This is a genomic window from Xanthobacter oligotrophicus (assembly GCF_008364685.1).
Classification (GTDB): Bacteria; Pseudomonadota; Alphaproteobacteria; order Rhizobiales; family Xanthobacteraceae; genus Xanthobacter; species Xanthobacter oligotrophicus.
This window is the reverse complement of the sequence record NZ_VTTL01000005.1, coordinates 159,040-184,704: the sequence shown is the minus strand read 5'-3', so window position 1 is coordinate 184,704 and position 25,665 is coordinate 159,040. Positions and strand designations below refer to the sequence as shown.

Here is a 25,665-nt window from a genome sequence, read left to right as displayed (position 1 = left end):
CCGGGCACGCTCCGGCCGCTGCCATCAGGGGCGCCGGCTCCTCCCCCCGGCATCAAGGTGAAACGAGAGAATCATGCCGCTCGAGATCAAGAAGGTCGGGGTCATCGGCGCAGGCCAGATGGGCAACGGCATCGCGCACGTCTGCGCCCTCGCCGGCTATGACGTATTCATCCATGACGCGGACCCCGACCGCATCCGCTCGGGCCTTGCCACCATCAACGGCAACATGGCCAAGCAGGTCTCCAAGGGCACCGTGACCGAGGAAGCCCGGCAGGTGGCCCTCGCCCGCATCGGCATGGCCGAGCGCACCGAAGACCTGGCCGACTGCGACCTCGTCATCGAATCGGCCACCGAGAAGGAAGAGGTGAAGCGCAAGATCTTCACCGGCCTGTGCCAGGTGCTGCGGCCCGACGCGCTGCTGGCCTCCAATACCTCGTCCATCTCCATCACCCGGCTTGCCGCCGCCACCGACCGTCCCGAGCGCTTCATCGGCATTCACTTCATGAATCCGGTGCCGCTGATGGAGCTGGTGGAACTGGTGCGCGGCATCGCCACCGACGACGACACCTTCGAAAGCTCGAAGCAGTTCGTCACGCGCCTGCACAAGACCTATGCGGTGGCCGAGGACTTCCCGGCCTTCATCGTCAACCGCATCCTGCTGCCCATGATCAACGAGGCCATCTACACCCTCTACGAGGGCGTCGGCAGCGTGGATTCCATCGACCGGGCCATGAAGCTCGGGGCGAACCATCCCATGGGGCCGCTGCAGCTGGCCGACTTCATCGGCCTCGACACCTGTCTTGCGGTCATGCAGGTGCTGCACGAGGGCCTGGCGGACTCCAAGTACCGCCCCTGCCCGCTGCTGGTGAAATATGTCGAGGCCGGCTGGCTCGGTCGCAAGACCCAGCGCGGCTTCTACGACTATCGCGGCGAGAAGCCGGTCCCGACCCGCTGAGAGCGCGGGGCGGCCCCGGCCGCCCTTGCCTGCGCTTGAGGCGCGTCGGTGCCGCGCGCCCTCAGCCCTCCACGGCCACCCCCGGCAGGTCCACCCGCTGCAACAGGCCGCCGCCCGGCCGGTTGGCGAGGGTGAGGCGGCCGCCGTGGCGCGAGACGATCTCGTTGGCGATGGCAAGGCCCAGCCCCGCGCCGGGAATCTTGACCTGACGCGCCGGATCTACCCGGAAGAACGGCTCGAACACCTGCCCCATCAGCGCCTCCGGAATGCCGGGGCCGTCATCCTCGATCAGCAATACCACCCGGCCCGCCTCGGCGCTGACGGCCACCCGCGCACCGCCGCCATGGGTCGCGGCGTTGACCACCAGATTGCGCACCGCCCGCTTCAGCGACAGGGGCCGCCCGCGCACCGCCGCCGGTGACGCGCCGACCAGGCGGACGGGTCGCCGCGCCTCGGCCACCTCTGCCACCACGCCATCCACCAGATCGTCGAGACGCACGATCTCCTCCGGGCCCCCCTCCACCTCCTCGCGCACCAGCCGGATGGCACTGTCCGCGATGCGGTCCAGTTCCTCCAGGTCGGAGAGCCACTGGGCACGTTCCTCGTCGTCGGGGATGAACTCGGCGCGCAGGCGCATGCGGGTGAGCGGGGTGCGCAGATCATGGGCGGCGCCGGCCACGATGCGCATGCGGCTGTCCATGGCCACCTTCAGGCGGGCCGACAGGCGGTTGATGGCGGCGGCCGCCGCGCGCACCTCGGCCGGCCCCTCCTCGGGCAACACCGGCAGTTCGCCGTCGGGGCCGATGCGTCCGGCCGCCTCCTCGATCAGGGACAAAGGCTTCGTCAGCCGGCGGACGGCGAATACCACCACCAGCGTCACCCCCGCCACCATGAAGGCGAGCCAGGTGGCGAAACCGAACGTACCGCCCGGCGGGCCGGGGGGCGGGCGCATGGGGCCGAAGCGCCGCTGAAGCACCAGCCAGCGGCCGTCGGCAAGGCCCAGCGCGGTGAGCGACGGACCATCGGGGCCCGGCTGCCCCTCAGGCCCCGGGCGAAACACCCGCACCGGCATGGTCCGGCCGAGGCGGGCGAGACCTTCGGCCAGCATGCGCGTGGCCTCGGGATCGATCTCGCCCTCGGGCGGCGCCGGCTGGATCACCGCTCGCCCGCCGCCGGGTTGCGTGGGGCCTGCCCCGGTCGCGGTTCCCGTGGTGGGCGCGGAGGCCGCCAGATCGGCGATCACGGCCAGTTCCTGAGCGTTCTCGGCCCCCCGTCCCTGAAGCGGCCACTCCGGACGGGTCAGGAAGAAGGAGGCGACATTGGCCAGAGCCGTCACCACAAGAACGGCCACCACCAGGAGCGCGGTGACCTGTGCGCGCAGGGTCCTCACGAGGCGTCCTCCCGGTCCACCCGCACCGCAAGCTGATAGCCGCCGTTGCGCAGGGTCTTCAGGATCTGGAACGCGCCCTGGTCGCCGAGCTTGCGCCGCAGGCGGCTCACCAGCACGTCCACCGAGCGGTCGAACGGCCCGGCCTCGCGGCCACGGGTGATATCCAGCAACTGCTCGCGGGAGAGGATACGGCCCGGCCGCTCCAGGAAGGCCATCAGCAGGTCGAACTCGGCACCGGTGAGCTGGATCTCCACCCCCTCGCCATCGGTCACGCGGCGCAGCTCCGGCTCCGCGCGGAAGCGAGCGAAGCGAAAGGCCGAGGCCGCTACCGGCTCCGGCTCAGCCCCGCCGGTGCGCCGGAGCACGGCGCGGATGCGCGCCACCAGCTCTCGCGGGTTGAACGGCTTGCCGAGATAATCGTCGGCGCCGATCTCCAGCCCGATGATGCGGTCCACATCCTCCTTCAGCGCGGTGAGCAGGATGACGGGGATCCGCGAGCGGTTGCGCAGGGCGCGGCACAGATCGAGGCCGGAGGCGTCCGGCAGCATCAGGTCGAGCACCACGAAGTCGATGCGCTGGGTGGCGAGCTTCTCCTCCATCTCCCGCCCGTCGCCGGCCGTGGTGACGCGGAAGCCCTGGGCCGCCAGATAGCGCCCGAGCAATTTCCGGATTTCGAGATCGTCGTCGACGACGAGAATATGCGTTGCGCCTTCGGACTGCACCGGCGTCTCCTTTTCGCCGAGTCTAGCGGAGACGCGCCACCGCCGCGCCCTCCATTGCATCGAAGCGTTGCCCACCGGCTTCGAGCAACATTGCGATACAAATTCGGCCCGCGCCGACACCTTGGGACATGTCCCGACCTTCGCCAGCAACGGGACGGGGCGAAAGTGCCTTCAACCTGAAGACAGACAGGAGGCACCCCATGTCGTTCAAGCCCCTGCGCTCCAAGCTCCTGGCGGGCGTCACCCTCGCCCTCGTGGCGGGATGCGCCTTCGCTGCGTCCATGTCCGGCCCCGCCGCCTCGAAGACGCAGGACCGGCTACCGCAGGCCGCCGCGGGCGCCCCGGTGCGCGTCGCGGCCCTCGCCATGGAAGGCCTGCCGCTGCCGCCGGAACTGCCCCGGGACCTGCCGCCACCCGGCCTGGGTGACGAGGCCGGCACGCCGCCGCGCCCCGGCCATCCGCGAGACGCCGCCCGATCGCGCGGTGGCCCGCCCCCCGGCGGACCGCTGGGCCTCGCCCAGACCTTGGCTGCCGCCGAAACCGCCATCGGCGTCCGGCCGAACCAGATGGACGCCTGGCGCGACTTCACCGACGCCTTCCAGGCTGCCCTTCCTCCACCTCCGCCCCCTGCGGGCGCGCCCTTCCCGCCGCCCGGTGCATCCGCCGCGGCGCCCGCCCCCTTCGCCCTCGTCACAGCCCTTGCGGTGCGCGACGAGGAGGCCGGCAAGGCCGGCGCGCGGCTGCGGCAGGCGGTGGAAACCCTGAAGGCGCGCCTGTCCGAGGACCAGCTCCAGCGGCTGGCCCAGATCGAGCCGGCACTTCTGCCGTCACCGCCGCCCGGCCTCGTCCCGCCCCCGCCCGGCGGTCGGCGCGGCCCCCCAGATCGCCTCCCGCCCAGGTAGAGGCTCCGCGAAGGAAGGGAGTCTCGCCGCCCTTGATCCTCCCTTCCCCACAGCGGGCGTGCTCCGGCACGCCCGCTGTCTGCGTTTGCGCAGGTGGTCATAGAAAAGACGGTGAGACCAGCACCTGCCGAGGTCCCGTTTCAAGGGATCGCGCGGCCGGTCATATGCCTGTCGTGATATGTAGAATAAGTTCCTGAAAACGATTTCACGGACTGGACGGCCTCCAGTCGGCGGCTTCAGGATCGCGCGATGGCACGCATCGTCACCATTCGCACCGTCGCCGAACGCGCCGGCTGCTCCATCGCCACCGTCAGCCGGGTCATCAACCGCTCGGCCCCCACCAGCCCCGCCGTGGAAGCGCGCGTGCGCGCGGCCGTCGCCGAACTCGGCTTCCGCCCGAGCGAGATCGGCCGCGCGCTGAAGACGTTGCGCACCAGGACGCTGGGCGTGGTCATCCCCAGCCTGACCAATCCGGTGTTCGCCGCCTCGGTCGCCGGCATGCAGTCGGCGGCGCGGGAGCGGCAGCACACGCTGCTGCTCACCGCCACCGATTACGAACCCGGCGCCGAGGCCGAGCTGGTGGAAACGCTGGTGGCCCAGAATGTGGCCGGCCTCATCCTCACCGTTGCCGATGCCGCGGAGAACGCCACCCTCGACCTGCTGGACGCGGAGGGCATCCCCTACGTCCTGGTCCATAACGAGCCCACCCGCCCCGGGCGGGCCGCCGTATGCGTGGACAATGCCGCCGCCACCTTCGCCCTCACCGAGACCATGATCGCGGCCGGGCACCGGCGCATCGCCTATCTCGCCGGGCGCTTCGCGACCTCCGATCGTGCCCGCCGCCGCTTTGAGGGCTACCGCGCCGCCATGGAAGCGGCGGGCCTTGAGCCCGAGGCTCCCCTCGAGCTCGATTATCTCGGCGATGCGCCGAGCCATGCCGAGGCCCTCGCCGGCCTCTTCTGTGCCGGAGCGCCCCCCACGGCGGCGCTCTGCTCCAACGACCTGCTCGCCCTCTCCGTGGTCGGCGCCCTGCGCACGCTGGGGCTCCGCGTGCCGGACGACGTCTCGGTCGCCGGCTTCGACGGCATCGCCCTGGGCGGCGCCGTCCACCCCACCCTCGCCACGGTGGACACGCCCACCCGCCTCATGGGCGCGCACGCCGTGGCGATGCTCTTCACCATGATCGAGGCGGGCGCCGCGCCCCGCGTCGAGCACCTGCCCTTCACGCTCCGCCCCGGCGGAACGCTCGCTCCCAGAGGAGCCGCCGATCCGATTGGATCGCAAGCCGACCGGTTAACGCGTTCTCTTTCCTAGAGTTTGGAGCCGGAAGCCGCCATCCCGCGGCAACCCGGCAAGCCCCTTCCTTCTCCCGAGGCCAGCCATGCGCCCCACCCTTCCCCGCCTCCTCAAAGCCGGCGCCTTCGCCGCGCTCGCCCTCGCGACGCTTCCCCTCGCCGGCCGACCTGCCGCCGCGGCGGACGCCATCTGCTACAATTGTCCGCCCGAATGGGCCGACTGGGGCAGCATGCTGAAGGCCATCAAGGCCGACACCGGCATCGACGTGCCGCAGGACAACAAGAATTCCGGCCAGTCCCTCACCCAGATCATCGCCGAGAAGGCGAGCCCGGTGGCGGACGTGGCCTATCTGGGCGTCACCTTCGGCATCAAGGCCAAGGACGCCGGCGTCACCCAGCCCTACGAGCCCAAGGGCTTCGCCGAGATCCCGGCCGGGCTGAAGGACAAGGACGGCAACTGGTTCACCATCCATTCCGGCACGCTCGGCCTGTTCGTGAACAAGGATGCGCTCGGGGGCACCCCCATTCCGGCCTGCTGGGCCGACCTGCTGAAACCCGAATACAAGGGCCTCGTGGGCTATCTCGACCCCACCAGCGCCTTCGTGGGCTATGTGGGCGCGGTGGCCGTGAACGGCGCCATGGGCGGCTCGCTGGACGACTTCAAGCCCGGCATCGAATACTTCAAGAAGCTGCAGGCGAATCAGCCCATCGTGCCGAAGCAGACCTCCTACGCCCGCGTGGTTTCCGGCGAGATCCCCATCCTGTTCGACTACGACTTCAACGCCTACCGCGCCCGCTACTCGGACATGGGGCACTTCGAATTCGTCATCCCCTGCGAGGGCAGCGTGGTGGTGCCCTATGTGATGACCATGGTGAAGGGCGCCCCCCACCCCGAGGCGGCCAAGAAGGTGCTGGACTACGTGCTCTCCGACAAGGGCCAGACCATGTGGGCCAAGGCCTACCTCCGGCCGGCCCGCGACATCAAGCTGCCGCCGGAGGTGGCCAGCCGCTTCCTGCCCGCCGCCGACTATGCCCGCGCCAAACCGGTGGACTACGCCAAGATGGAAGCCGCCCAGAAGGCCTTCTCGGAAGCCTATCTGAACGCGGTGAAGTGAGGGGATGAACCTCGCCGGCTCCCTCTCCCGCCTGCGGGGGAGGGAGCCGGCCTGTCCTTGCGCAGTTTTCCCGCGCGTATCCTTGAGACCACCTCATGCACAGCGCCGACCGCCTCGCCCGCCTGTTCCTCCTGCCGCTGTTCCTGTTCGTGGCGGCGTTCTTCCTGCTGCCCATGGTGCGGTTGGTGGGCGTGGCCGGATCAGGCCCCAACGGCATGGCGGAATATCTCGCCATCCTCACCAATCCGCGCCATTTCGCGACCCTGGTCGCCACGCTGCTCCTTTCCGCCGCGGTGACGGCGGCGACGCTGGCCATCGGCACGGTGGTGGCGCTGTTCCTCGCCCGCAACCGCTTCTTCGGCCGGCCGCTGCTGGTGTCCCTGCTGACCCTGCCGCTGGCCTTTCCCGGCGTGGTGGTGGGCTTCATGGTCATCCTGCTCGCCGGCCGGCAGGGGCTGCTCGCCGGCCTCTCCATGGGGCTCGGACTGGGACGGTGGGTGTTCGCCTATTCCATGGCCGGGCTGTTCGCGGGCTATGTCTATTTCTCCCTGCCCCGGGTGCTGGTCACCCTCATGGCGGCGGTGGAGAAGCTGGATCCGGCGCTGGAGGAGGCCGCCCGCTCGCTGGGTGCAAGCCGCGCGCTGGTACTGCGGGACGTGACCCTGCCCGGCATCGCCCCGGCGCTCATGGCCTCCGGCGCCATTGCGTTTGCCACCGCCATGGGTGCCTTCGGCACCGCCTTCACACTCGCCACACGCATCGATGTGCTGGCCATGACCATCTATACGGAGTTCACCTTGAACGCGAACTTCGCCACGGCGGCCGCCCTCTCCATCGCGCTTGGCCTCATCACCTGGGTGGTGCTGGCGCTGGCGCGCAATCTCGCCGGCTCCGGCGTCGCGGCGGCAGGATGACGTGATGACCGCGTCGATGAAACCCCACCGCCTCACCTTCGCATTCCAGTTGATGGTGACGCTGCTGGCCTGCGCCTTCCTGATGGTGCCGGCGGGCGCCTCCATCCTCGCCGGCTTCACCGTCAATTACTTTCGCGGCGTCTCCTCCGGCCTCACGCTGAAGTGGATCGGCGAGGTGCTGGCGCTTTATTCCGACACCATCCTCCTCTCCATCGCCATCGCGCTCGGCACCCTCAGTGTCACCCTGCTCATCGGCGTTCCCGCCGCATGGGCGCTGGCGCGGAAGCCCTCGCGGCTGACGCGGCTGGTGGAGGAGGTGGTGACCCTGCCCGTCGCCATCCCCGGCCTCGCGCTGGCGCTGGCCCTCATCCTGGCCTACGGCGGCATCCGCGAATTCCGCATGAGCCCGCTCTTCATCCTCACCGGGCACGTGCTCTACACCCTGCCCTTCATGCTGCGGGCGGTGATGGCGGTGCTCGCCGCCGTCGACGTGCGCACGCTGGAAGAGGGCGCCGCCTCGCTGGGCGCCTCGCCGCTGCAACGCTTCTTCCATGTGGTGGTGCCCAATGCGCGGGGCGGCATCCTCGCCGGGGCGCTGATGGTGGTGACCCTCTCCATCGGCGAGTTCAACCTCACCTGGATGCTGCACACGCCCCTTACCAAGACGCTGCCGGTGGGCCTTGCCGACAGCTACGCCTCCATGCGCCTCGAAATCGCGAGCGCCTACACGCTGGTATTCTTCGTCATGATCGTGCCCCTCCTCGTCGCCCTCCAGCTGTTCGGCCGCACCGTGCAGAGCGCGGCGCGATGAACCGGGGCGCCGCCATCACGGTCGCCGGCTGCGGCAAGACCTTCGCCGACGGCACAAAAGCCCTCGCGCCCCTCGATCTCGACGTCAGGGCGGGCGAGACCCTTGTGCTGCTCGGCCCCTCGGGCTGCGGCAAGACCACCCTGCTGCGCCTCATCGCCGGGCTGGAGGCCCCCGACGCGGGCGGGCATATCCGCTTCGACGGGGCGGACGTGACCGCCCTGCCCATCGAGAAGCGCAACGTGGGCATGGTGTTCCAGTCCTATGCCCTGTTCCCCAACATGAGCGTCATCGACAATGTGGCCTACGGCCTGCGCGTGCGCGGCATGGCGCAGGCGGCGCGGCGCGCGCAGGCCGCGGGCGTGCTGGAGATGATGCGCATCGGCGCGCTGGCGCAGCGGCGCATCGACCAGCTTTCCGGCGGCCAGCGCCAGCGGGTGGCGCTGGCCCGCGCCCTCGCCGTGGAGCCGCGCGTGATCCTCCTGGACGAGCCGCTCACCGCGCTGGACGCAGCCCTGCGCGAGCATCTGCGTGGCGAGATCGACGCGCTGCTGAAACGCCTCGCCATCACCGCCATCTATGTCACCCACGACCAGGCCGAGGCTCTGGCCCTGGGCGACCGGATCGTGGTGATGCGCAACGGCGCCATCGCGCAGGTGGGCACCCCGCGCGATGTGTATTTCCGCCCCGCCGACGATTTCGTGGCCGATTTCGTGGGCGTCACCAACCGCCTCGCGGGCACGGTGACGGATGGCCGCTTCGAGACCGCCGCCGGTTCCGTTCCGTTGCCGCCGGATCTTTCGCCACCCGCCACCGCCCCGGGCGGGCAAGGTGCGGCGCGGCTGCTGTTCCGTCCCGAGGCGGCGCGGCTCGCGAGCGCGGCGGATGCCAGCCTCGTGTTCGAGGTGGTGCAGGTGGAATTCCAGGGCGCCCGCCAGAAGGTCACCCTCAAGGACCCGGCCGGGACCCGCATCCTGGTGGAGGCACCCGCGGATGGAACGCTGGCCCCCGGCACCGCCGTGGGGCTTATCCTCGATCCTGCCCGAATCAGCCTCGCCTGATGGTCTTAACCCGGTCCTGCCTCGTCTGATCCTGCCCCATGCTCATCGCCCAACTCACCGACACCCACATCCGCCGCCCCGGCACCCTCGCCTATGGGGTGGTGGACACGGCGCTTTATCTGGAAGCCGCGGTCGCCCACATCCTCGCCCTCGCGCCCCGGCCCGACGTGGTGATCGTCACCGGCGACCTGACGGATTTCGACGACCCGGCCGAATATGCCCGCTTCCGGGCGATCACGGCGGCGCTGCCCATGCCGCTGTTTCCCATTCCGGGGAACCACGACTCGTCCGCAGGACTGCTCGCCGCCTTCCCTGAGATCGCGGCGCGGTGCGACGGCGGGCGGGTGAATTATGTGGTCGAGGATTTCCCGCTGCGGCTGGTGATGCTGGATTCCACCGTCCACGGCCGCCCCCATGGTGCGCTGGGCGAAGAGGGCCTCGCCTTCCTCGACCGCGCGCTGGGCGCGGCGCCCGGGCGGCCGGCCTTCGTCAGCGCCCACCATCCGCCGTTCCTCACCGGCATCCGGCACATGGACGTGCAGAACCTGTCCGACGCGGCGCGGCTGGAAGAGGTGTTCGGCCACTGGCCCCAAGTGCTGGGCTTCACCTGCGGCCATGTCCACCGAGCGGTGACCACCACCTTCGCCGGCGTCACCGCCACCATCGGGCCGGCCCCCGCCCATTCCGTGAGCCTCGCCCTCGATCCGCAAGCGCCGCCCACCTTCCACATGGAGCCGCCGAGCCTGTCCCTGCACCTGTTCACGGATGGCCGGGTGGTGACCCACCGCAGCTTCATCGGCGCCTATGACGGTCCGCACCCCTTCTTCGGCCCGGACGGCAAGGCCATCGGCACGCCCAAGCGCGCCTGAGCGCAGGCATCGTTCCCAGCCTGAGCTTTGCAGCCGTTCGCACCCGGCAGCCTGGCCTCCGAATTGGTGTGGCAGGACATGGCACGCTCGTGCAAGGTATTGAGAGAAGGCACGATATCCCCGTCGAGCACGGGAAAAATGCACTCCGGCGCGGCGAGCGCCATCCGATGGGAGAAGAGGCCATGGCAGGAGACAAGGTCGCGCTGGTCACGGCAGGCGGCAGCGGCATGGGCGCGGAAGCCGCCCGCCGGCTCGCAGGCGACGGCTTCAAGGTGGGCATCCTGTCATCATCCGGCAAAGGCGAGGCGCTCGCGCAGGAACTGGGCGGGTTTGGCCTGACCGGCTCCAACCAGTCGAACGACGACCTGAAGCGCCTTGTCGATGATGCAATGGCACGCTGGGGCCGCATCGACGTCCTGGTGAACAGTGCGGGCCATGGACCGAGGGCCCCGGTGCTGGAGATCAGCGACGCCCAGTGGCACACCGGGCTCGACGTCTACCTGATGAACGTGATCCGCCCGACGCGCCTCGTCACCCCCATCATGCAGGCGCAGAAGTCCGGCGTGATCATCAACATTTCCTCGGCCTGGGCGTTCGAGCCCACCGCCATGTTTCCGACCTCGGCCGTATTTCGTGCCGGCCTCGCCGCTTTCACCAAGATCTTCGCCGACACCTACGCGCCCGACAACGTGCGGATGAACAACGTCCTCCCCGGCTGGATCGACAGCCTGCCCGCCACCGAGGAGCGCCGGCAAGGCGTGCCCATGCAGCGCTATGGCACGAGCCAGGAGATCGCGGCCACCGTCGCCTTCCTGGCCTCGGAGGGCGCAGGCTACATCACGGGCCAGAACATCCGCGTCGACGGCGGCCTCACCCGATCCATCTGAGCGCCCGCTTGGAAATTCAAAAAGGGCGTTGCCGCAATCACGTCCGCCGCGCCCGGCTCAATCCGCTTGGCTGAAGGGCGCGCGTGACGTACCGAGTATGATCCATGGTTCCACTCTCAACCCGGCATGGCCTCGTTGCATAAGCTCCTTGCGGCGCTCGTGATCGCTCTGCTCGCATCGGTGTCGGGCGGGAATGCCCGCGCCGAGCCACCCGCCCGATCGCCGGCAAACGCGGTGCCGGTCAATTCCTTCGATGACCTGTCCCGCGCGCTGTTCGCCTGCTGGGTTCCCCCGCCGGGAACGATGGGCTTCGAGATCACTCTGCGCTTCGGCCTCACCGGCAAGGGCGAGCTGCGCGGCAAGCCGCTGGCCACCTATTCGGTGCTGACCGGCCCGCCGGACCTTCAACGGGCCTTCGTGGCCGCCGCCATTCTCGCCCTGAGCAACTGCACGCCGGTGCTGATGACCGAGGCCTTCGCCCGCGTCGCAGCGGCGCGGGTGCTGACCATCCGCTTTATTGCGACCGGACGGGAGACCTGAGCGCCCCCTCTCGCCACCGTTCTAAGACCGGGGCGGGTCACCACCGCAATCCGTGAACCGGGGCATTCGGCGGATGCCAAAGATACCGCCGCAAGGAAGAGAACGGCCGCGCTCGGGCGTACGTCATTCCGGTCCGTCGACAAGCGGACTGGGATTGGCAAAGCGCAGCAGCGCCGCTTAATCCTGGATCAGGATTTCAGGCCCCAGAATGACAACGCCGTGGGGCTTGAGAGCGGAAAGGGCGCGCGACAGATTTTCTGGCGTCATGCCGAGCAGCGAGGACAAGACCCGCTTCTCGAACCTGAGCCTGACCCGAGCCTCCGTATCGCTTGGAACCGCTTGCCGTAGCAGCCAGTTGGCAAGCCGCTCCGCTCCGGTCCGCAGCTTCTGGTTCTTCACCTCCTTGATGGCGCGCCGGTAGCCGCGCGCGAGTTCGGTGACCACGGCATGGGTGAAGGCAGGGTCGGTGCCCAGCGCCTCGCGTACCTTCTCCGCCGGAATCATCAGGATCTGCGCCTTCTCCAGCGTGCGCGCCGACTGGAGATAGACCTGGTCGTTCAACACCGCGGCGAGGATGAAGGTGCCCACCGGCTCGACGATGCTCATGGTGGTCTCGCGATCGCCGGAGGTGGCGAACAACTCCACCAGCCCCTCCACCACCACGTGCAGAAAATCGGCCGGTTCGCTCTCATTGATCAGCGTGACGCCCGGCGGGAACCGCTGGAGAAACCCGGCGCGCACCAACTCTGCGAACGTGTCCTCCCGCGCATCCCGAAAAAGGAGCAGGTCGCGTATGGCGGCGGCGTCTTCGGGCCTCATGCGTGCCTCGATCGGAGCGGATGAGCCAATAGAAGCCACCGTTTGATAAATGTCAATCGGCAGCAGTAAATATGTAAAATCCAAATACTGAATCATATAATCGAGAGACATTAATGGCTTAAATCATCCCACACTTCGTCGCTCGCAAGCTTTTTACTGATTTAAGTCAAAGCTCAATGGCCCCGCGCGGACGAACTTGCCCGGCGCACGACGAAGCCGTGCCCTTGCAACAGGCGAGATCAGGCCATGCAACCCACTCGAGACGTGAGCGCCGCCGACCAGCGGACCTCCCTCGCCATGAGCACCGTCGCCTTCACCGTATGCTTTGCGGTGTGGACGATCTTCTCCATCATCGGCATCCGCATCCGCCAGGACCTGGGGCTTTCGGACACGCAGTTCGGCCTCCTGGTGGGCACGCCCATCCTCACCGGCTCGCTCATCCGCGTGGCGCTGGGCATCTGGACCGACCTCTATGGCGGGCGCATCGTCTTCACCCTGACCATGCTCGCGGCGGCGGTCGCCACCTTCCTGCTGACCTACGCCACCACCTACCCGCAATTCCTCATCGCCGCCCTCGGCGTCGGCATCGCCGGCGGGTCGTTCGCGGTGGGCGTCGCCTATGTCTCGCGCTGGTATCCGCCGCAGAAGCAGGGCACGGCGCTGGGCATCTTCGGCGCCGGCAACGTGGGCGCGGCGGTCACCAAGTTCCTCGCCCCCTTCGTCCTCGTCGCCTTCGGCTGGCAGATGGTGGCGCAGGTGTGGGCGGCGGCGCTGGTGGTGATGGCCGTCATCTTCTTCGTCACCACCAAGGACGATCCGGTCCTGGTGGAGCGCCGCCGCCTCGGCATCCGGCCGAAGAGCGCGTGGCTGGAGCTGGAGCCGCTCAAGAACATCCAGGTGTGGCGCTTTTCGCTCTATTATTTCTTCGTCTTCGGCGCCTTCGTCGCGCTGGCGCTGTGGCTGCCCCAGTATCTGGTGAAGGTCTACGGCCTCGACATCAAGAGCGCGGGCATGATCGCCGCCTTCTTCTCGGTGCCGGCCAGCCTGTTCCGCGCCTATGGCGGCCATCTCTCCGATGTCTATGGCGCGCGCCGGGTGATGTACTGGACCTTCCTGGTCTCGGTGGCGGCCACCTTCGTCCTGTCCTATCCGCCTACCGACTATGTGGTGCAGGGCATCCATGGCCCCATGGCCTTCCACATGCAGATGGGCGTGGTGGGCTTCACCGTCACCATCTTCGTCCTCGGCTTCTTCATGGCCCTGGGCAAGGCGGCCGTCTACAAGCACATCCCGGTCTACTACCCGAACAACGTGGGCGCCGTGGGCGGCCTCGTGGGCATGATCGGCGGCCTCGGCGGCTTCGTCCTGCCGCTCATGTTCGGGGTGCTCAACGACCTGACCGGGCTGTGGACCAGCTGCTTCATGCTGCTTTTCGTCCTCGCCACGGGCGCCCTCGCGTGGATGCACTTCGCCATCCGCCAGATGGAGCGGGAGGCCACGGGCCAGACGCTGGAGACGCTGCCCCAGCTGCCGGAAATGCAGGGCATGCCGGCCGCAATTACCGCCCCGGCGCCGGTCAAGGGCGCCATCCTCACCGACTGGCGGCCGGAGGACCCGGGCTTCTGGGCCTCCACCGGCCGCGCCATCGCCCGGCGCAACCTGTGGCTGTCCATCCCGGCGCTGCTGTTGTCCTTCGCGATCTGGCAGGTGTGGTCGGTGGTGGTGGCCAAGCTGCCGCTGGTGGGCTTCAAATTCACCACCGACGAGCTCTTCTGGCTCGCCGCGCTGCCGGGCCTGACCGGCGCGACGCTGCGCATCTTCTATTCCTTCATGGTGCCCATCTTCGGCGGGCGGCTGTGGACGACGCTCACCACCTGGTCGCTGATCATCCCGGCGGTGGGCATCGGCTATGCGGTGCAGAACCCGGATACGCCCTATGTGGTGCTGCTGATCCTCGCCCTGCTGTGCGGCTTCGGCGGCGGCAACTTCGCCTCCTCCATGGCCAACATCTCCTTCTTCTTTCCGAAGGCGGAGAAGGGCAACGCGCTGGCGCTGAATGCCGGCCTCGGCAACCTCGGGGTCAGCGTGGTGCAGTTCGTGGTGCCCCTCGTCATCACCACGGGCATCTTCGGCGCGTTCGGCGGCGATCCGGCCATCGTGAAGACGGCGGGCGGGCCGGCCCCCATGTGGCTGCAGAATGCCGGCTTCATCTTCGTGCCCTTCATCGTCCTGTCGGCCTTCGCGGCCTGGTTCGGCATGAACGACATCGCCTCCGCCAAGGCCTCGTTCCGCGAGCAGGCGGTGATCTTCCAGCGCAGGCACAACTGGATCATGTGCTGGCTCTACACCGGCACCTTCGGATCGTTCATCGGCTATTCGGCGGGCTTTCCGCTGCTCACCAACATCCTCTTCCCCGAGGTGAACGCCCTCAAATATGCCTTCCTCGGTCCCCTCGTCGGCGCGCTGGCGCGCTCCGGCACGGGCTGGCTCGCGGACCGCTACGGCGGCGGGCGTGTCACCATCTATGTGTTCGTGCTGATGATGGCGGGCGTCTCCGGCGTGCTGTGGTCCATCGGCATGCGCGCAGAGCCCTGGGCGTTCTGGGCCTTCTTCGGCTGCTTCCTGGTGCTGTTCTTCGCCACCGGCGTGGGCAATGCCTCCACCTTCCAGATGATCCCCGCCATCATGGCGAAGGAGATGGATCGCCTGATGCCCGCCGCCGACGCCGAGACGCGCCGCCGGCAGGCCGAGAAGGAGGCGGCGGCCATCACCGGCTTCACCTCGGCCATCGCCGCCTTCGGGGCCTTCTTCATCCCCAAGGGCTACGGCACCTCCATCGCCCTTACGGGCGGACCCGAAGCGGCGCTGTGGGCCTTCCTCGGCTTCTATGTGAGCTGCCTGCTCATCACCTTCGCCGTCTACACCCGCAAGGGCGGCCTCCTCCATGACATCGAGCGCGGGATCGCCCCGCGCCCCACCCACCGTCCGGCCACGGCCGCGTAACGGGAGGCAGGAAGCACATGTCCCATTTCCTCGACCGTCTCACCTTCTTCCGCCGCGAGACGCAGACCTTTTCCGACGGCCACGGCATCGTCACCCACGAAGACCGCTCCTGGGAGGACGGCTACAGGAAGCGCTGGCAGCACGACAAGATCGTGCGCTCCACCCACGGCGTGAACTGCACCGGCTCCTGCTCGTGGAAGATCTACGTGAAGGGTGGCATCGTCACCTGGGAAACCCAGCAGACGGACTATCCCCGCACGCGGCCCGACCTGCCCAACCACGAGCCCCGCGGCTGCGCCCGTGGCGCCTCCTATAGCTGGTACCTGTATTCCGGCGCGCGGGTGAAATATCCCATGATCCGCGGCCGGCTGCTGAAGCTGTGGCGCGCGGCGCGGGCGAAGCTGCCGCCGGTGGCGGCCTGGGCCTCCATCGTGGAGAATCCCGAGGCGCGCGCGTCCTACACCTCCATCCGCGGCCATGGCGGCCTGGTGCGCTCCACCTGGGACGAGGTGAACGAGCTGATCGGCGCCGCCAACGCCTACACCGTGCGCAAGCACGGGCCGGACCGGGTGGCGGGCTTCTCGCCCATCCCGGCCATGTCCATGGTCTCCTATGCGGCGGGCGCGCGCTATCTCTCGCTCATCGGCGGCGTGTGCCTGTCGTTCTACGACTGGTATTGCGACCTGCCGCCCGCCTCGCCCCAGACCTGGGGCGAGCAGACCGACGTGCCGGAGAGCGCCGACTGGTACAATGCCGGCTTCATCATCGTGTGGGGCTCCAACGTGCCGCAGACCCGCACACCCGACGCCCATTTCTACACCGAGGTGCGCTACAAGGGCACCAAGAGCGCCGTGGTCTCACCCGATTATGCCGAGGCCACCAAGTTCGCCGACATCTGGCTGAACCCCAAGCAGGGCACGGACGCCGCCCTCGCGCTGGCCATGGGCCATGTGATCCTGAAGGAATATCACCTCGACCGGCAGGTGCCTTACTTCGACGATTACTTGCGGCGTTACTCGGACATGCCGTTCCTGGTGCGCCTGGTGGAGCGCAACGGACATCTCGTGCCCGAGCGGATGCTGCGCGCCTCCGACCTGCCGGGAGCGCTGGGCGAGACCAACAATCCGGAATGGAAGACGGTGGCGCTGGACGAGGCTTCGGGTGATCTCGTAGCGCCGCTCGGCTCCATCGGCCATCGCTGGGGCGAAGCGGCCAAGTGGAACCTTGAGGAGAAGGACGGGCAGGGCCGCGACATCCGCCTGAAGCTCTCCCTCGCCGGTGACGGCGGTGAGGTGGAGGCCGTGGACTTCCCCTATTTCGGCGGTCGGGCGACCGAGCATTTCGTCGCCACCCAGCACGGCGAGATCCTCACCCGCAATGTGCCGGTGCGCACCCTCGCGGCCGCTGACGGAAGCGAGATGAAGGTCGCCACCGTCTACGACCTGATGATGGCGAACTACGGCGTCGACCGTGGCTTCGGCGGCGACCACGTCGCCGCCTCCTATGACGATGACGTGCCCTTCACCCCCGCCTGGGCGGAGCGCATCACCGGCGTGAAGCGCGAGGCCATCGTCACCGTGGCGCGCGAGTTCGCCACCAATGCGGAGAAGACCAACGGCCGGTCCATGGTGATCATCGGCGCGGCCATGAACCACTGGTACCACATGGACATGAGCTACCGGGGGGTGATCAACCTCCTGGTGTTCTGCGGCTGCGTCGGCCAGTCCGGCGGCGGCTGGTCGCATTATGTGGGGCAGGAGAAGCTGCGCCCGCAGACCGGGTGGCAGCCCTTGGCCTTCGGCCTCGACTGGAGCCGCCCGCCGCGCCAGCAGAACGCCACCTCCTTCTGGTACGCTCACACGGACCAGTGGCGCTACGAGACCCTGACCGCCGGCGAGATCCTCTCCCCCACCGCGCCGGAGGGCGACTGGAACCAGACCTTCATCGACTACAACGTGAAGGCCGAGCGTATGGGCTGGCTGCCCTCGGCGCCCCAGCTCAAGCAGAACCCGCTGGACATCGCCACCCGGGCCAAAGCGGCCGGCCGGGAGGTGAAGGACTATGTGGCCTCCGCCCTGAAGTCCGGCGAGCTGGAACTGTCCTGCCACGATCCGGACCATGAGGCCAACTGGCCGCGCAACCTGTTCATCTGGCGCTCCAACCTGCTCGGCTCCTCCGGCAAGGGCCACGAATACTTCCTCAAGCACCTGCTCGGCACGCAGAACGGCGTCATGGGCAAGGATCTCGGCGCGGAGGGCGCCGTGCGCACCAAGGAAGTCACCTGGCATGAAGAGGCGCCGAAAGGAAAGCTCGACCTGCTGGTGACGCTGGACTTCCGCATGTCCACCACCTGCGTCTACTCGGACATCGTGCTGCCCACCGCCACCTGGTACGAGAAGAACGACCTCAACACCTCGGACATGCATCCCTTCATCCATCCGCTGTCGGCGGCGGTGGACCCGGCGTGGGAAGCCCGCTCCGACTGGGACATCTACAAGGGCATCGCCAAGGCCTTCTCGCTGGCTGCGCCGGAGGTGCTGGGCGTGGAGGAGGACACCGTCCTCACCCCCATCCTGCACGACACCGCCGGCGAGCTGGCGCAGGCCTTCGACGTGAAGGACTGGAAGAAGGGCGAGGTGGAACCGATCCCCGGCAAGACCATGCCCCAGGTCACCGTGGTGACGCGCGACTATCCCGCAACCTATGCCCGCTTCACGGCGCTGGGCCCGCTGATGGAGAGCATCGGCAACGGCGGCAAGGGCATCGCCTGGAAGACCGGGCACGAGGTGGATGCCCTGCGCGCCCTCAACGGCGTGCATCGCGACGGGCCGGCCAAGGGCCTGCCGAAGATCGAGACCGACATCGACGCCACCGAGGTCATCCTCATGCTGGCGCCGGAGACCAACGGCGAGGTGGCGGTGAAGGCGTGGGACGCCCTCTCCAAAGCCACCGGGCGTGAGCATGCCCACCTGGCGCGGGCGAAGGAGGACGAGAAGATCAGCTTTCGCGATGTGCAGGCCCAGCCGCGCAAGATCATCTCCTCGCCCACCTGGTCGGGCATCGAGAGCGAGACCGTCTGCTACAGCGCCGGCTACACCAACGTGCACGAGCTGATCCCCTGGCGCACCCTCTCCGGCCGCCAGCAGCTCTACCAGGATCATCTGTGGATGCGGGCCTTCGGCGAGGGTCTCGTGACCTGGAAGCCCCCGGTGGACCTGAAGACCATCGTCGGCCACCGCGACGCCCGGCCCAACGGGCACACGGAAATCGTGCTCAACTTCATCACCCCGCACCAGAAATGGGGCATCCATTCCACCTACACCGACAACCTCTTGATGCTGACGCTGAACCGCGGCGGCCCGGTGGTGTGGGTGTCGGAGGATGACGCCCGCGTGGCCGGCATCGTCGACAACGACTGGGTGGAAGTGTTCAACGCCAACGGCGCGCTGACCGCCCGCGCAGTGGTCTCCCAGCGCGTCATGCCGGGCATGATGATGATGTACCACGCCCAGGAAAAGATCGTGAACACGCCCGGCTCCGAGCTTACCGGCAACCGCGGCGGCATCCACAACTCGGTGACCCGCACGGTGCTGAAGCCGACCCACATGATCGGCGGCTACGCCCAGTTGGCCTACGGCTTCAATTACTACGGCACCGTGGGATCGAACCGCGACGAGTTTGTCGTCATCCGCAAGATGAACAAGGTCGACTGGCTGGAAGAGCCTCTTTCGACCACCCCGGCGAAGGAGATGGCCCAATGAAGATCCGTGCCCAGATCGCCATGGTTCTGAACCTCGACAAGTGCATCGGGTGTCACACCTGCTCGGTCACCTGCAAGAACGTGTGGACCAGCCGCCAGGGTGTCGAATACGCCTGGTTCAACAATGTGGAGACCAAGCCCGGCGTCGGCTATCCCCGTGAATGGGAGAACCAGAAGAAGTGGAACGGCGGCTGGCGCCGCAAGGCGAACGGCAAGATCGAGCCGAGGATGGGCGCCAAGTGGCGCATCCTCGCCAACATCTTCGCCAATCCGGACCTGCCGGAGATCGACGATTACTACGAGCCCTTCACTTTCGACTACGAGCACCTGCACACGGCGAAGGAATCCAAGGCGTTCCCGACCGCCCGCCCGCGATCGCTGATTTCCGGCGAGCGGATGGAGAAGATCGAATGGGGGCCGAACTGGGAGGAGATCCTCGGCGGCGAGTTCGAGAAGCGCCGGAAGGATGTGAATTTCGAGGGCATTCAGGCCGACATCTACGGCCAGTTCGAAAACACCTTCATGATGTACCTGCCGCGCCTGTGCGAGCACTGCCTCAACCCAACCTGCGCGGCGGCCTGCCCCTCCGGCGCCATCTACAAGCGAGAGGAGGACGGCATCGTCCTCATCGACCAGGACAAGTGCCGGGGCTGGCGCATGTGCGTCTCCGGCTGCCCCTACAAGAAGATCTATTACAACTGGTCTTCGGGAAAATCGGAGAAGTGCATCTTCTGCTATCCGCGCATCGAGGCGGGCCAGCCCACCGTGTGCTCGGAGACCTGCGTCGGCCGCATCCGCTATCTCGGCGTGCTGCTCTATGATGCCGACCGCATCGAGGAGGCGGCCAGCGTCGCCGACGAGACGAAGCTCTACCAGGCCCAGCTCGACCTTTTCCTCGATCCCAAGGACCCCGCCGTCATCGCCCAGGCCCGCGCCGACGGCGTGCCGGATGCCTGGATCGAGGCGGCGCGCCACTCGCCCATCTGGAAGATGGCCATGGAGTGGAAGGTGGCGTTCCCGCTCCATCCCGAATACCGCACCCTGCCCATGGTGTGGTACGTGCCGCCGCTCTCGCCCATCCAGAACGCCGCCGCCTCCGGCAAGATGGGGCTCGACGGCGAGATGCCGGACGTCCGCTCCCTGCGCATCCCGCTGAAGTATCTCGCCAACCTGCTCACGGCTGGCAACGAGGAGCCGGTTGCCCTGGCGCTGGAACGCATGCTGGCCATGCGCGCCTACATGCGCGCCAAGACCGTGGACGGGCGCATCGACGAGCGCATCGCCGCCAAGGTGGGCCTCACCGGCGCAGCCATCGACGACATGTACCAGGTGATGGCCATCGCCAATTACGAGGACCGCTTCGTCATCCCCACCGCCCACCGCGAATGGAGCGAGGACGCCTACGATTTGCGGGGATCCTGCGGCTTCTCCTTCGGCAACGGCTGCTCCGGCGGCGACAGCGATCTCAACCTGTTCGGCAGTCCTTCAACGAAGAAGGCCCGCACCCCCATGGAGGTGGAGTGATGGCGAGCGCATCCCCGAACCTGACCTTCAAGGCCCTCTCCGCGCTCCTCGCCTATCCGGGCGAGGATCTGGTAGCCGCCGCGCCGGCCATCGCCGACGTGCTGGCCCTGGAGGGCCTCGTGGCAGAGCCGGCGCGTGCCGGCCTCGCGCCACTGCTTGAGGAGTTGGCGCAAGACGACCTGTTCGCCCTGCAGGAGACCTATGTGGGCCTGTTCGACCGCACGCGGCGTCTGTCGCTGCATCTGTTCGAGCACGTGCATGGCGAAAGCCGCGACCGGGGGCAGGCCATGGTGGACCTCGCCGCGCTCTACGAGAAGGGTGGGTTGGTGCTCGTCGCCAACGAGCTGCCGGACTACCTGCCGCTGTTCCTGGAATTCCTCTCCACCCGCCCCCTGCCCGAGGCGCAGGCCCTCATCGCCGACATCGCCCACATCCTCGCGAGCCTGGAGGAACGGCTCATCGCGCGCAGCTCCGCCTATGCGGCGGTGTTCGCCGCCTTGCGGACGCTGGCTACGGACGGGGCGGTGGCCGCCCCCGCCCCGGCACCCGCGGTGGATGAGCCGGTGGACGACCTGGCCGCCCTCGACGCCGCCTGGGAGGAAACCGCAGTCACCTTCGGGCCGGGCGAGGGCATGGGGGCGTGCTCCGTGGACCGATTCAGAACCCAGTTGCGTGCCGCCCAACGCGACGCGCGCCACACCGCAGCCTGAGGGAGGACGATCATGTCGCAGACCATCAATGCCGCCCTGTTCGGCTGGTACCCCTATCTTTGCCTCACGGTGTTCCTGCTCGGCAGCCTGGTCCGCTTCGACCGCGAGCAATACACCTGGAAGACCGGCTCCTCACAGCTGCTGCGCCGCAAGCAATTGCGCCTGGGGTCGAACCTGTTCCACGTGGGCATCCTGGTGATCTTCATCGGCCATGCCGGCGGGCTTTTGACACCCCTCTGGGTGTTCGATGCGCTCGGCATCTCCCATTCGTTCAAGCAGGGCCTCGCCATCACGGTGGGCGGCATCGCCGGCATCATGTGCTTCGCGGGCATTGCGCTGCTGGCCCACCGCCGGCTGTTCGATCCGCGCATCCGCGCCAATTCGAGCTTCGGCGACACCGCCATCCTGCTGCTGCTGTGGGTGCAGCTCACTCTCGGGCTCTCCACCATCTTCGTCTCGCTGCACCACATGGACGGGCACGAGATGGTGAAGTTCATGACCTGGGCGCAGGGCATCCTCACCCTCCAGCCCTCGGCGGCCGCCTATGTGGCGGACGTCAGCCCCGTGTTCAAGGCGCACCTGCTGCTGGGCATGACGATCTTCCTCGTCTTCCCCTTCACCCGCCTCGTCCACGTGTGGAGCGCGCCGGTCTGGTATCTCGGCCGCACCGGCTACCAGGTGGTGCGCACCCGTTTGCCCCGAAGCGCCGCCCGGCCCGCAACGGGAGGCCGGACGCTGGCCGCGGTGCGCCCGGCCGCGCCCCGCTCCTTCAACCGTCCGGCGGAGTGAGCGCCATGACCGAAATCATCGGCACATCCCCCGCGGCCCGCCCGCAGCATCGCCCGGACGAAGTGCGCGTGGACGGCGTGGTCATCCCCCGCGCCGCCATCGCCCGCGAGATCCAGAACCACTCGGCGAAGACCCCGGCTGACGCCTGGCGCGCCGCCGCCCGTGCCCTCGTCGTGCGGGAGCTTCTTCTAGCCGAGGCGCGGCGCCTCGACATCGTCGCCGAGCCGGCGACCGACGCCGACGGCACCCGCGAAACCGACGAGGAGGCGACCATCCGCACCCTCCTCGAACGCGAAGTCACGGTGCCCAAGGCCGACACCGCCACGTGCCGGCGCTATTTCGAGCGCAACCGCGCGGCCTTCCGCTCGGATGACCTCTACGAGGTTTCGCACATCCTCATCCCCGCCCCGCCGGCCGACGAGGCCAGGCGCTCGGCGGCACGGGCCGAGGCGGAAGCGGTGCTGCGCGCCCTGCTGACGGATGAAACCGCATTCGCCGAGATGGCCCGGGCGCATTCCGCCTGCCCGTCGCGCGAGGTGGGCGGCAGCCTCGGCCAGATCGGACCGGGACAGACGGTGCCGGAGTTCGAGACCGCGCTGTCGGCCATCGACCCCGGCTCGGTCCATCCGCAGCTCGTGGCCACGCGCTACGGCTTCCACATCGTGCGGGTCGCCCAGCGCCTGCTCGGCGAGGACCTGCCGTTCGAGGCAGCGGAGGAAGCCATCGCGGCGCATCTGGAGGTGACCTCCTGGCACATCGCCATGCGCCAGTATCTGAGCCTGCTCGCCGGCAGGGCCGACATTCAGGGCGTCGCCCTCGAAGGGGCGACAACGCCCCTCGTGCAGTAGGGGGAAGCGATGCTGCTCGGCGCCCTCCTGCGGCAATTGCAGGACGAACGGTTCGCGCAGGAAACCCTGTTCGCCCTCGGCGACGTGACCCTCGCGGGACGCGTTGCGCAGGCGGGGGCGCGCTTCGGCGAGACCGCCGCGGCCTATGCCGCCGGCGCCTGCGCCCGCTTCAGCGATGGAGCGAGCGACGAGGACTGGCTGGCGCTCATGACGGCGCTGGAGCGCGGTTCCGACCCCGCCGCCACCTGCCTGCGCACCATGATCGACTGGTCGTTGAAGCAGGATGCCGCCCCTCCTCCGGCGGAAGCGGGTTGCGGGTGCGGCGGAGGCGGAGGCTGCGGAGGGCACGACCATGGGCCGGGCTGAAACCGTCCTCGACGAGCTGTTCGACAAGAACTTCGCCTGGGCTGCCCGGAAGACGGCAGAGGATCCGACCTTTTTCCGCCGCCTCGCCGAGCAGCAGGCGCCGCGCTTCCTTTGGATCGGCTGCTCGGACAGCCGGGTGCCCGCCAACGACGTGGTCGGGCTCGATCCGGGCGAGATCTTCGTTCACCGCAACATCGCCAACGTGGTGCATTCGAGCGACATGAACATGCTCGCGGTGCTCGAATTCGCGGTGGAGGTGCTGCGGGTGCGGCACATCATCGTCTGCGGCCACTACGGCTGCGGCGGCGTGCGGCGGGCGCTGGAGAATGCCGATGGCATCGGCGGAAGCGGCCTCGTGGACCACTGGCTGGCCCCCGTCGTCGAGCTTTATGTCCGCCATCGCGTCGCCGTGGATGCATCTGCCGTCAACCGGCTGGACCGCATGTGCGAGCTGAATATCGAGATGCAGGTCCGCCGTCTCGCGGCAACGCCGGTGCTCAAGAGCGCGTGGGCGCGGGGCATGGAGGTGACCGTGCACGGCTGGATCTACGGCATAGGCGACGGCCTGCTGCGCGATCTCGGCACCACCGTCTCCTCATCCGTCGAATTTGCCGCCCTGCCCTCCCTCGATGCGCTGATGGCGGCGCCGGTGGAGCCCATGACGGCGGCGCGCCGCCATGCCATCGCAGCCTTCCTCGAAATGGACATGGAAGATATCGCGCCCTGCGGCGCCGGCTGCACGTGCGGCGCGTTCGGCCTCGGCACGCCCGAAGCGCCGCCCCTCGCTGCGCGGCAGGAGACCCGCTGATGCCCCACTCATCAGGCCCCTCGGCCTCGCCACCGTCCTGCGCCATGGTCGACCTGTTCGGCCGGCGCGTGACCTATCTGCGCCTGTCGGTCACCGACCGCTGCGACCTGCGCTGCGTGTATTGCATGGCGGAGGACATGACCTTCCTGCCGCGCGACCAGGTGCTTTCCATCGAGGAACTGGACCTGTTGGCCTCCGCCTTCGTGGCAGCCGGCATCACCAAGCTGCGCATCACCGGCGGCGAACCGCTGGTGCGCAAGGGCATCATGGACCTGTTCGCAAGCCTCTCCCGGCATCTGAAAAGCGGAGCGCTGAAAGAACTCACCCTCACCACCAACGGCACCCTTCTGGCCCGCCATGCGGACGACCTCGCCCGTGTGGGCGTGAAGCGGGTGAACGTCTCCCTTGATACCCTCGACGCCGCGCGCTTTCGCGCCATCACCCGCCGGGGCAATCTGGGCGTGGTGATGGACGGCATCCGGGCCGCGCTGGAGGCCGGGCTGAAGGTCAAGCTCAACGCGGTGGCCCTCGCCAGCGTCACGCCGGACGAAGTTTTCGACCTCATTGATTTCGCCCATGGCCACGGCATGGACCTCACCTTCATCGAGACCATGCCGCTGGGCGACGTGGGCGTTGACCGCATCGACCAGTATTATCCCCTCGATGCCCTGCGACAGCTGATCGAGACGCGCCTGACCCTCGCCGACACGACGGAACGCACCGGCGGACCCGCGCGCTATGCCCGTGTCGCCGGGACCGGCGGACGCCTCGGCTTCATCACGCCCATGAGCCACTCCTTCTGCGAGAGCTGTAATCGCGTGCGCGTGAGCGCGACGGGGGTGCTCCACACTTGCCTCGGACAGGAGGACTCCTTCGATCTCAAGACCCCGCTGCGCGCCGGCGGGGACGGCGCGGCCCTGCGCGCGGCGATCGCCGCGGCCATCCGCGCCAAGCCGCGGGGGCACGACTTCGTCATCGCCCGCGATGGCACCCCGGCCCTGGCGCGGCATATGTCCGCTTTGGGCGGCTGAACGACTTTCTTGGCATTGATCAAAGACCGGAGCCATTCGATGTGAGAACAAACAAGAAAAAGGATGTGAGAATGGATGACGTAACCTTGGCCCGTGCGCTTCATGTGCTTGCCTTGGTGCACTGGATCGGCGGTGTTTCCTTCGTCACCCTCGTGATCCTTCCCCTCGCGCGCCGTGCCGGGGCTGAGGGCGCGGAGCTGTTCGAGCGGGTGGAACGGCGCTTCTCGGCGCAGGTGCGCATCTCCATTCCGCTCGCCGGACTGGCGGGCTTCTGGATGACGTGGCGCCTCGACCTCTGGGATCGGTTCGCCAGCTCCTCCTTCTGGTGGATGGGCGCCATGGTGGCGCTCTGGCTCGTCTTCATGGCCGCTGTCTTCGTCGTGGAGCCGCTGTTGAAGCGCCGCTTCGAGGCCGCCGCCCGCGCGGCGCCGGACGTTGTGCTGGTCAGGGCGCTGCGCATTCACCTCGTATTGCTGGGGGTGGCCGCGATAACCATCTTCGGCGCCACCGCCGGCGCCCACGGCCTGTTCTTCCTGTAGCCGGCCGGCG

At 68.3% G+C, this 25,665-nt stretch carries 22 protein-coding genes and 1 pseudogene; 20 read left to right on the top strand and 3 right to left on the bottom strand.

Annotation, left to right across the window (positions count from 1 at the left end):
• The first annotated feature begins 73 nt into the window (after nucleotides 1-73).
• Entirely contained in the window at nucleotides 74-955 is an 882-nt protein-coding gene (locus tag FZ033_RS09810) for a 3-hydroxybutyryl-CoA dehydrogenase (RefSeq protein ID WP_012114184.1), read from the top strand.
• Between the two features lie 61 nt (nucleotides 956-1,016).
• Here FZ033_RS09810 and FZ033_RS09805 read toward each other — a convergent pair whose 3' ends face one another.
• Together FZ033_RS09805 and FZ033_RS09800 are read right to left on the bottom strand one after the other, a co-directional pair.
• On the bottom strand, nucleotides 1,017-2,345 hold the full coding sequence (locus FZ033_RS09805) for an ATP-binding protein (RefSeq protein WP_149575958.1): 1,329 nt from the start codon (nucleotides 2,343-2,345) through the stop codon (nucleotides 1,017-1,019).
• The gene (locus tag FZ033_RS09800) at nucleotides 2,342-3,127 is read right to left on the bottom strand and encodes a response regulator (RefSeq protein ID WP_232847417.1); all 786 of its coding nucleotides are present in this window, start codon (nucleotides 3,125-3,127) and stop codon (nucleotides 2,342-2,344) included. Before FZ033_RS09800 ends, FZ033_RS09805 begins: the two co-directional genes overlap by 4 nt.
• A gap of 140 nt (nucleotides 3,128-3,267) precedes the next feature.
• On the opposite strand from FZ033_RS09800, the gene FZ033_RS09795 reads away from it, so the two are divergent.
• The 9 genes from FZ033_RS09795 to FZ033_RS09755 all read left to right on the top strand — a co-directional run bounded on the left by FZ033_RS09795 (nucleotide 3,268) and on the right by FZ033_RS09755 (nucleotide 11,458).
• A complete protein-coding gene (locus FZ033_RS09795; protein ID WP_149575957.1) occupies nucleotides 3,268-3,969 on the top strand; it encodes a hypothetical protein in 702 nt (233 codons plus the stop codon).
• 249 nt (nucleotides 3,970-4,218) lie between these two features.
• Nucleotides 4,219-5,283 carry a substrate-binding domain-containing protein gene (locus FZ033_RS09790; protein ID WP_149575956.1) on the top strand — a complete coding sequence of 355 codons (1,065 nt, stop codon included), beginning with the start codon at nucleotides 4,219-4,221 and terminating at the stop codon, nucleotides 5,281-5,283.
• 67 nt (nucleotides 5,284-5,350) lie between these two features.
• A complete protein-coding gene (locus FZ033_RS09785) occupies nucleotides 5,351-6,379 on the top strand; it encodes an ABC transporter substrate-binding protein (RefSeq protein ID WP_149575955.1) in 1,029 nt (342 codons plus the stop codon).
• A gap of 95 nt (nucleotides 6,380-6,474) precedes the next feature.
• The gene (locus tag FZ033_RS09780; RefSeq protein WP_149575954.1) at nucleotides 6,475-7,293 is read left to right on the top strand and encodes an ABC transporter permease; all 819 of its coding nucleotides are present in this window, start codon (nucleotides 6,475-6,477) and stop codon (nucleotides 7,291-7,293) included.
• Nucleotides 7,294-7,297: 4 nt separating this feature from the next.
• The gene (locus FZ033_RS09775) at nucleotides 7,298-8,104 is read left to right on the top strand and encodes an ABC transporter permease (protein WP_149575953.1); all 807 of its coding nucleotides are present in this window, start codon (nucleotides 7,298-7,300) and stop codon (nucleotides 8,102-8,104) included.
• Complete coding sequence (locus tag FZ033_RS09770; protein ID WP_149575952.1) at nucleotides 8,101-9,162, top strand: ABC transporter ATP-binding protein; 1,062 nt, start codon at nucleotides 8,101-8,103, stop codon at nucleotides 9,160-9,162. Before FZ033_RS09775 ends, FZ033_RS09770 begins: the two co-directional genes overlap by 4 nt.
• A gap of 38 nt (nucleotides 9,163-9,200) precedes the next feature.
• Complete coding sequence (locus FZ033_RS09765) at nucleotides 9,201-10,031, top strand: phosphodiesterase (protein ID WP_149575951.1); 831 nt, start codon at nucleotides 9,201-9,203, stop codon at nucleotides 10,029-10,031.
• Nucleotides 10,032-10,213: 182 nt separating this feature from the next.
• Nucleotides 10,214-10,918: an SDR family oxidoreductase gene (locus FZ033_RS09760; protein ID WP_149576153.1), complete on the top strand. Its 705-nt coding sequence runs from the start codon at nucleotides 10,214-10,216 to the stop codon at nucleotides 10,916-10,918.
• Between the two features lie 126 nt (nucleotides 10,919-11,044).
• Entirely contained in the window at nucleotides 11,045-11,458 is a 414-nt protein-coding gene (locus tag FZ033_RS09755) for a hypothetical protein (protein WP_149575950.1), read from the top strand.
• Between the two features lie 177 nt (nucleotides 11,459-11,635).
• Here the strand turns inward: FZ033_RS09755 and FZ033_RS09750 are convergent, their stop codons facing one another.
• Nucleotides 11,636-12,277, bottom strand: coding sequence for a cyclic nucleotide-binding domain-containing protein (locus tag FZ033_RS09750; RefSeq protein ID WP_149576152.1), 642 nt, complete (start codon nucleotides 12,275-12,277; stop codon nucleotides 11,636-11,638).
• 246 nt (nucleotides 12,278-12,523) lie between these two features.
• Between FZ033_RS09750 and FZ033_RS09745 the strand changes: the two genes are divergently transcribed.
• The 10 genes and pseudogenes from FZ033_RS09745 to FZ033_RS09700 all read left to right on the top strand — a co-directional run bounded on the left by FZ033_RS09745 (nucleotide 12,524) and on the right by FZ033_RS09700 (nucleotide 25,655).
• Nucleotides 12,524-15,280, top strand: a complete 2,757-nt coding sequence (locus tag FZ033_RS09745) for a nitrate/nitrite transporter (RefSeq protein WP_149575949.1) — start codon at nucleotides 12,524-12,526, stop codon at nucleotides 15,278-15,280.
• Nucleotides 15,281-15,297: 17 nt separating this feature from the next.
• Entirely contained in the window at nucleotides 15,298-19,041 is a 3,744-nt protein-coding gene (locus tag FZ033_RS09740; protein WP_149575948.1) for a nitrate reductase subunit alpha, read from the top strand.
• Nucleotides 19,038-20,564 (top strand): nitrate reductase subunit beta, encoded by a 1,527-nt coding sequence (gene narH / locus FZ033_RS09735; protein WP_149575947.1) that lies wholly within the window; start codon nucleotides 19,038-19,040, stop codon nucleotides 20,562-20,564. The genes FZ033_RS09740 and narH overlap by 4 nt, the downstream gene beginning before the upstream one ends.
• Nucleotides 20,564-21,274: a nitrate reductase molybdenum cofactor assembly chaperone gene (gene narJ / locus FZ033_RS09730; RefSeq protein ID WP_149575946.1), complete on the top strand. Its 711-nt coding sequence runs from the start codon at nucleotides 20,564-20,566 to the stop codon at nucleotides 21,272-21,274. The genes narH and narJ overlap by 1 nt, the downstream gene beginning before the upstream one ends.
• Before the next feature lie 12 nt (nucleotides 21,275-21,286).
• Nucleotides 21,287-22,063 (top strand): respiratory nitrate reductase subunit gamma, encoded by a 777-nt coding sequence (narI, locus tag FZ033_RS09725; protein WP_149575945.1) that lies wholly within the window; start codon nucleotides 21,287-21,289, stop codon nucleotides 22,061-22,063.
• A gap of 5 nt (nucleotides 22,064-22,068) precedes the next feature.
• The gene (locus tag FZ033_RS09720; RefSeq protein WP_149575944.1) at nucleotides 22,069-22,911 is read left to right on the top strand and encodes a peptidylprolyl isomerase; all 843 of its coding nucleotides are present in this window, start codon (nucleotides 22,069-22,071) and stop codon (nucleotides 22,909-22,911) included.
• A 9-nt stretch (nucleotides 22,912-22,920) separates the two neighbouring features.
• Nucleotides 22,921-23,277, top strand: a complete 357-nt coding sequence (locus FZ033_RS09715) for a hypothetical protein (RefSeq protein WP_149575943.1) — start codon at nucleotides 22,921-22,923, stop codon at nucleotides 23,275-23,277.
• Nucleotides 23,264-23,902: pseudogene (locus tag FZ033_RS09710) on the top strand (carbonic anhydrase); the annotation flags it as partial. The gene FZ033_RS09715 and the pseudogene FZ033_RS09710, both read left to right, overlap by 14 nt.
• Nucleotides 23,903-24,084: 182 nt before the next feature.
• The gene (gene moaA, locus FZ033_RS09705) at nucleotides 24,085-25,116 is read left to right on the top strand and encodes a GTP 3',8-cyclase MoaA (RefSeq protein WP_149575941.1); all 1,032 of its coding nucleotides are present in this window, start codon (nucleotides 24,085-24,087) and stop codon (nucleotides 25,114-25,116) included.
• Between the two features lie 71 nt (nucleotides 25,117-25,187).
• Nucleotides 25,188-25,655 carry a hypothetical protein gene (locus FZ033_RS09700; protein ID WP_149575940.1) on the top strand — a complete coding sequence of 156 codons (468 nt, stop codon included), beginning with the start codon at nucleotides 25,188-25,190 and terminating at the stop codon, nucleotides 25,653-25,655.
• Nucleotides 25,656-25,665 lie beyond the last annotated feature (10 nt).